The organism is Cupriavidus sp. HMR-1 (assembly GCF_000319775.1).
GTDB lineage: Bacteria > Pseudomonadota > Gammaproteobacteria > Burkholderiales > Burkholderiaceae > Cupriavidus > Cupriavidus metallidurans.
This window is the reverse complement of record NZ_ANKP01000087.1, coordinates 1-6,261: the sequence shown is the minus strand read 5'-3', so window position 1 is coordinate 6,261 and position 6,261 is coordinate 1. Positions and strand designations below refer to the sequence as shown.

5 protein-coding genes are annotated in these 6,261 nt (G+C 66.3%); all 5 read right to left on the bottom strand.

Annotated features, from left to right (window positions below; translation table 11 throughout):
- Positions 1–1,626: methyl-accepting chemotaxis protein (locus tag D769_RS12990; RefSeq protein ID WP_008645729.1), on the bottom strand; the 1,626-nt coding region annotated here is incomplete at its 3' end.
- A gap of 38 nt (positions 1,627–1,664) precedes the next feature.
- Entirely contained in the window at positions 1,665–3,323 is a 1,659-nt protein-coding gene (locus D769_RS12985; RefSeq protein WP_008645728.1) for a PAS domain-containing methyl-accepting chemotaxis protein, read from the bottom strand.
- A 118-nt stretch (positions 3,324–3,441) separates the two neighbouring features.
- On the bottom strand, positions 3,442–3,930 hold the full coding sequence (locus D769_RS12980) for a chemotaxis protein CheW (protein WP_008645727.1): 489 nt from the start codon (positions 3,928–3,930) through the stop codon (positions 3,442–3,444).
- A gap of 150 nt (positions 3,931–4,080) precedes the next feature.
- Positions 4,081–4,464 (bottom strand): response regulator, encoded by a 384-nt coding sequence (locus D769_RS12975; RefSeq protein ID WP_008645726.1) that lies wholly within the window; start codon positions 4,462–4,464, stop codon positions 4,081–4,083.
- A gap of 159 nt (positions 4,465–4,623) precedes the next feature.
- Positions 4,624–6,261: EAL domain-containing protein (locus D769_RS12970; protein WP_008645725.1), on the bottom strand; the 1,638-nt coding region annotated here is incomplete at its 5' end.

Genomic DNA, 6,261 nt, shown 5'->3' with positions numbered 1-6,261 from the left:
GACCGGACGCGCGGCTGGCGCCGGGGCAGCCAGTGCCGGCACGGCGTCATCGCCGTGGGACAGACGGAAGCCCGACACCGACGCCATCAGGCGGCTGGCCTGATCCTGCAGCGAACCTGCGGCAGCGGCGGCCTGCTCGACCAGCGCCGCGTTCTGCTGGGTGACTTCGTCCATCTGCGAAACGGCCTGGTTGACCTGCTCGATGCCCGAACTCTGCTCGGCAGAGGCCGCGCTGATCTCGCCCATGATGTCGGTCACACGCTTCACGGCCTGCACGATCTCATCCATCGTCGTGCCGGCCTGCGACACCAGCGCGGCGCCCGTATCCACCTGCGCCACGGAGTTGTCGATCAGCGTCTTGATTTCCTTCGCGGCGTTGGCGCTGCGTTGCGCCAGGCTGCGCACTTCGCCGGCCACCACGGCAAAGCCTCGGCCCTGCTCGCCCGCCCGCGCGGCTTCCACGGCGGCGTTCAGCGCCAGGATGTTGGTCTGGAACGCAATGCCCTCGATCACGCCGATGATGTCGACGATCTTGCGCGACGCGTCGTTAATCTCGCCCATCGTCTGCACCACGCGGCCCACCACCTCGCCGCCACGGACAGCCGTCTCCGACGCATTGGCGGCCAGCCCGCTGGCCTGGCGCGCGTTATCGGCGTTCTGGCGCACGGTGCTGGTCAGCTGCTCCATGCTCGAGGCCGTTTCCTCCAGCGAGGCTGCCTGCTGTTCCGTGCGTTGCGAAAGGTCGTTGTTGCCGGCTGCGATCTCGCTCGATGCCGAGCCGATCGATTCGGCAGACACTTTGAAGTCACGCACCATCTGCGAGAGTTGCTGCTGCATTTGGTCCATGGCATGTAGCAGGCTGGTCCGGTCGCCGGCACGCAGGTTCACGGCGTCCGAGAAGTCGCCCTCCGCGATACGCGCCGCGATGGCCGCGGCATAGCCCGGCTCGCCACCGAGCTGGCGCGAAAGCTGGCGTGCCAGGAATCCACCCAGCAGCACCGACACCGCCAGGCCGCCCAGCACCAGCGCCAGCATCAGCACGCGCGAGTGGTTGTAGACGCTGGTCGATTCATCCATGTTGGCCTTGGCGCGCTCGTCGCGGCGCTTCACCATCTTGAGCAGGAGGTCTTCAAGCGCGCGGCTGTCCTTGAGAAGCTCGGCGCTCTCGGTAAACACGGTGCTTTCGAACTGCGAGGTGTCCAGCGGCTGCTTGCCGACCAGCTCGACGTACTTCTGCATCCGCTCGCGGAACGGCGGCAGCAGCGTCTCGTACTGCTTGTACAACGCCTGGCCTTCCGGTTGCGTGAAGGAATCCTTGGTCGACTTGACGCGGGTCTCCAACGCGCTAAGCGACTTCTCGATCTGCTCCCGCTCGGTGGCACGCTCGCCCATCGTCGACGCGGACAGCAGCGCGATCTGCGCGCGGCTGGCATAGACCAGGTTGATGTTGCCGTCCTGGACCGCCTTGAGCGCCTGCAGGTCACTGTTGTAGATCTTGCCGGTCCATTCCGTCATGCGCCCCATGTTGACGACGCCTAGCAAGCCAATGATGGCGCCGATGACGGATACAACCAGGAAGCCAGCAATCAGCCTGGTTGTCACGCGTAGTTGATTGAACCACTGCATAGAACTACCCCCTCCTTCCATTTGAATAGACCCGAAGCTCAGGCGTTGACCAGGCCGGCTTCTTTCCCCGTTTCACTCATCGTCGCCACCTGTCGCTTGCGCGGCGGCCGGACCTCGGCCTGCATACTCACGCGGAACGTGGAGATCGACTCCCGCAGGCGCTCGGCCTGTTCTTCGAGCGAGCCCGCCGCGGCAGCAGCCTGCTCCACCAGTGCAGCGTTCTGCTGCGTCACATCGTCCATCTGCGTCACCGCCTCATTCACCTGCTCGATGCCTGCGCTCTGTTCCGCTGATGCCGAACTGATCTCACCCATGATGTCGGTCACGCGCTTCACCGCCTGCACGATCTCGTCCATCGTGGCGCCGGCCTGACCCACCTGCTCCGCGCCGCTTTCCACGCGCGCCACGGTATTGCCGATCAGACCCTTGATCTCCTTGGCCGCATTGGCGCTGCGCTGCGCCAGGCTGCGCACCTCGCCGGCCACCACCGCGAAGCCGCGGCCCTGCTCGGCCGCGCGCGCGGCTTCCACCGCCGCGTTCAGCGCCAGGATGTTGGTCTGGAATGCGATGCCCTCGATCACGCCGATGATGTCGACGATCTTGCGCGAGGCCGCGTTGATCTCGTCCATCGTCTGGACCACGCGCCCCACCGCCTCGCCACCGCGCACGGCCGTCTCGGAGGCATCGGCCGCCAGCCGCGTGGCCTGATGCGCGTTGTCGGCGTTCTGCCGGACCGTGCTGGTCAGCTGCTCCATGCTCGAAGCCGTTTCCTCGAGCGACGCGGCCTGCTGCTCGGTACGCTGCGACAGATCGTTGTTACCGGCGGCCACCTGATGCGTGGCGGCCGAAATGCTGGCCATGCCGCCCTGGATATCGTTGACCACCGACTGCAGGCTGCGCTGCATCGTGCGCATGGCACGCGACAGTTCGCCGACTTCGTCAGCTGACCGGTGTTCGAAGTTGCTCGTCAGATCGCCCGCGCCCATGCGCAGTGCGAAATCCAGCATCTCGCGCACCGGACGCTCGACACGCGACACCAGCATCGAACCCGCCATGAACGAGGAGAGCACCGCGAATCCGAATGCGCCCCACAGCCACGGCCAGAGTTGCGCGGCTTGCTCCTCTGCCAGCCAGTGCACGCCGGCGATGGCCGCCAGGAACCACACCAGCCCCGCAAGCTGGGCCCAGAGGATGCGTCGCTTCAGGGTAATCCGCGTCATGCGGCCGATCAGGCCTGCCGGGCCGGTACGCACCACGGCGCCATCGCGGATCGCCAGGCCGCCGGCCCGGTTCTCACGGAAACGCCGATATGCGGCGTCGGCCGCGCCGATCTGTTCGCGACTGGCCATCGATCGCACCGACGTATAGCCGACGATGCGGTCGCCGATGCGTGTCGGCGTGACCGTGGCGTGCACCCAGTAGTGATCGCCGTTCTTGCAGCGATTCTTCACGATGCCCACCCATGACTTGCCCGCCTGCAGCGAATCCCAGAGATCGGCAAAGGCCTCGGGCGGCATGTCGGGATGTCGCACGAGATTGTGGGCAGCGCCAAGCAGCTCGTCGGACGTGAATCCGCTCACCTCGACGAACGCCCGGTTGGCGAACGTGATACGACCCTTGAGGTCGGTTCGCGAGATCAGGTAGACGTCCGGGGGTAGCGGATGCTCCCGCTGGGTGACTGGCTGGTTGTTGCGCATGGCTTTGACTGCTTTGGGGGCGTTGACCGCGGTGTGCGGTCGGCCCACGCCACGCCCGGCAGGACGCGCGTGGGGCGAAATACGACCCGGCGCGGAGCGCTCGGGCCGCTAGCGCCGCTCAGGCGGCGCCAGCCGCGGCTTCGATGGCCGCGAGATCGTCGACGTTCATCAGCTTTTCGATGTCCGCCAGGATCAGCATGCGGCCCTCGAGCGAGCCGATGCCACGGATATAGTCGGTTTCGACGCCGCCCGACAGGGTCGGTGCCTGCTTGATCTGGGCCGGGGCTAGCGTCAGCACGTCGGACACGCCATCGACCACGATGCCGGTGGTCCGCTCATGGATGTCGACGATGATCACGACGGTGTACTGGTCGTAGCTGATCTGGGCCTGGTTGAACTTGATGCGCAGGTCGATGATCGGGACGATCGTGCCGCGCAGGTTGATCACGCCCTTCAGATACGCGGGAGCATTGGCGATCTGCGTCACCGTTTCGTATCCGCGAATCTCCTGAACCTTCAGGATGTCGATACCGTACTCTTCGCGACCGAGCCGGAACGCCAGGAATTCCTCTCCCGAGCCGTCCGTCCTGTTGGTGCTGATGTTCATGGTTGCCCCCGCTGGCATGGTTGATCGTTGCCGGGCTGGCGTGCCCTTGCCGGTACCGCGCATGGCGGCCCCTGAAACCGGGCATCGAGTATCGCCCTCTAGTAATTACGGCAGGCAGCGGGGTGAATGAAGGGCGACTTTGCGTGAAATTCACCCTACGTTGGGAGGGCCCAGCAGCGCGTCGACCGACGCCATGAGTTCCTCGGGGTCGAACGGCTTGGCCAGGAACCCCGATGCGCCGGCCTCACGGGCGCGTTCGAGGATGGCATCGTCATACTCTGTCGACAGCATCAGCATTGGCACCGTGGCGTAGTCCGGCATGGCGCGCAACGCGCGGATCAGGGACAAGCCATCCATGACCGGCATGACCTGGTCGGTCACCAGCATGTCGAAGTTGCCCTCCCGCGCGACCTCATACGCCTCCTTGCCATCCGACGCCTCGGTCACCCCGTAGCCGCCGGCACGCAGACAGGCGCTGGTCATCCGGCGCAGGGATGGTGAATCATCGACGACAAGAATGCTCAGGAGAGACATCGGGGACTCCGGGTTCGGGTGAGTCCGCCAATGACACGTCAAGACCGCCGGCGGCGGACGTGCCGGCTTTGGGCGAACGCGATACGCGCGGCACGCCCTTTCATTGGCATATCGGCGCGATGCGGCCGGTCTTTAGCGCCGATTCGCGAAGCGTGACCGCTAGACTGCCAATGGCCGTGCCGCGTGCAATACGTCGGCAAACCCGGGCGAGTCGAGCGGAACGGCCAGCAGGTAGCCCTGCACTTCGTCGCAGCCCATGCCGTGCAGGATCTCCAGCTGCGAGGCCGATTCGACGCCCTCCGCCACCACTTTCATCCGCAACTCGTGCGCCAGCGCCACCATCGAGCCGACGATGGCGCGACCCTGCGGATCGGCATCGAGCCCGCCGATCAGCGTGCGATCGATCTTGAGGGTGCCCACGCGCAGCCGTTTCAGATAACCGAGGCTCGAGTAACCGCTACCGAAATCGTCGAGCGCCACCTGGATGCCGAGCGATTGCAGCTCCGCCAGCGTTTCCAGCGACTTGGCGATGTCCTTCATCGCGGCGGTCTCGGTGATCTCCAGCGTGATCGCGGAAGGCGGGATGTCGTGCTGGTGGATATGTTCAAGCAGATAGCGCGGAAAATTGCGGCTCGCGAAACGCGTCCCGGAAACGTTGATCGCCACCGGCACCACCGGCAGCCCGGCGTCCTGCCAGCTCCGCACCTGCCCGCAGACCCGCGAGATCACCCAGTCGTCGAGCTTGTCGATCTGGCCCGACTGCTCGGCCACCATGATGAACTCGGCCGGACTGACCGCGCCCAGCGTGGGATGCCGCCAGCGGCAGAGCGCTTCGGCGCCCACCACCTGGCGCGTTTTCACGTCGAACTTCGGCTGGAACATCAGCGACAGGCCGTCGTCCTGAATGGCGGGCCAGAGGTCGCGCCGGATCACGCGCGTGCGGCGCGCGCGCTCCCCCGCTGCCGAGTTGAACACGCGCACCTGGTTCGAACCGCTTTCGCGCGCTTCCGACAGACTCACGCGCGCTGCCTGCATCAACCCTTCGGATGTGGCCGCATCGCGCGGATAAATCGCGATCCCGATGTTCACGCCGATCTGCATCTGCAGGCCGCGTGCCGCCACGAATTCGGCCAGGGACCCGAGCACGCGAGAGCCCAGGTCATGCGCGCGGCTGTGGTGCACCAGATTGGGCACGCCAACGGCGAACTCGTCGCGCGCCAGCCGTGCCAGGAAGTCGTGCGGCTCCAGCGCGGCCTGAGCGAGCGCGCCCGCGTCCTGCGCCAGGATGTCATCGGCACGAACCTCGAAAACCTCGTCGACCTCGCGATAGTCGGCAATATGGATCAGCAGCACCGCGCACCCTGTCTCTGCCAGACGCGCATGGGCGATGCTTTGATCGAGCCAGCGCGCGAAGGCGGTGCGGTCTGGCAGGTCGGTGCTGACGCTGTACTCGCCGACCGGTGACAGGCCACTGCCGGAAGGCCGGATCGTCAGGCCGGGAATGCGGCCCGGCCCGCGGCGCGAAACGCGTCCGTCACCGGCCCGAAGCATAGGCATCGTGGCATGGTCATCGGCGACGTCGTCGTGCATTGCCAGCTCGGCCTGCCCCGGGAGCCATCCGCGCGCCTGGGCGCGATGCATGGCGAACATCGCCACGCACAGCAATGCGATCCCGCATGCCAGGAAGCTGGCTTCCGAGAAGTCGGCCGTGTCGATACAGGCCCGCACCGTCATGACGGTGCCGCCACAGGCACGCCCCAGCCGCGCGCCGGCCACGGCGACCAGGCCGGCGCCAGC

Coding starts and splice junctions, on each gene's coding strand:
- D769_RS12985 (WP_008645728.1), bottom strand. CDS start 3,323: ATGCGCAACAACCAGCCAGTCACCCAGCGGGAGCATCCGCTACCCCCG.
- D769_RS12980 (WP_008645727.1), bottom strand. CDS start 3,930: ATGAACATCAGCACCAACAGGACGGACGGCTCGGGAGAGGAATTCCTG.
- D769_RS12975 (WP_008645726.1), bottom strand. CDS start 4,464: ATGTCTCTCCTGAGCATTCTTGTCGTCGATGATTCACCATCCCTGCGC.